Annotated in this window: 1 protein-coding gene; it reads left to right on the top strand. The window is 67.2% G+C overall.

Annotation, left to right across the window (positions count from 1 at the left end; translation table 11 throughout):
* Window positions 1–512 (top strand): CoA transferase (locus ABFX50_RS51190; protein WP_346158581.1); only part of this gene is annotated, 512 nt, incomplete at both ends.

Consider the following 512-nt stretch of genomic DNA (forward strand, 5'->3'; position numbering starts at 1 on the left):
TGGGTGCGTATTCATGCCAATTTCGAGCATCACCGCGATGGCGCGCTGGCGCTGCTAGGCTTGGCGCCCGGGCCGGACACGCCCAGGGCCGCCGTGGAGCAGGCGCTGCAGCAGTGGAGTGCAGAGCGTTTTGAAGTGGCGGCGGCGCAACAAGGCCTGCCGATTGCCGCATCGCGCAGCCATGAAGCATGGCAGGCGCTGGGTCATGCGGCCGTCATTGCCGCCCAGCCGCTGGTGGCGATCGAACGCATGGGCGACGCACCGCCCATGGCTTGGCCTGTATTGGGGGCGGAGCAGCGGCCTTTGGCGGGTCTCAAGGTGCTGGATTTGACGCGCATTCTGGCAGGCCCCGTGGCCGGGCGCACGCTGGCAGCCTATGGTGCGCAGGTGATGCTGATCAACAGCCCGCATCTGCCCAATATCGATGCCATTGCCGACACCAGCCGCGGAAAGCGTTCGGCCCATGTGGATCTGGAGACGGCGCAGGGCCGTGAGGCGCTGAGGGCCTTGCT

Source organism: Nonomuraea recticatena (genome assembly GCF_039533245.1).
Classification (GTDB): domain Bacteria; phylum Actinomycetota; class Actinomycetes; order Streptosporangiales; family Streptosporangiaceae; genus Nonomuraea; species Nonomuraea roseola.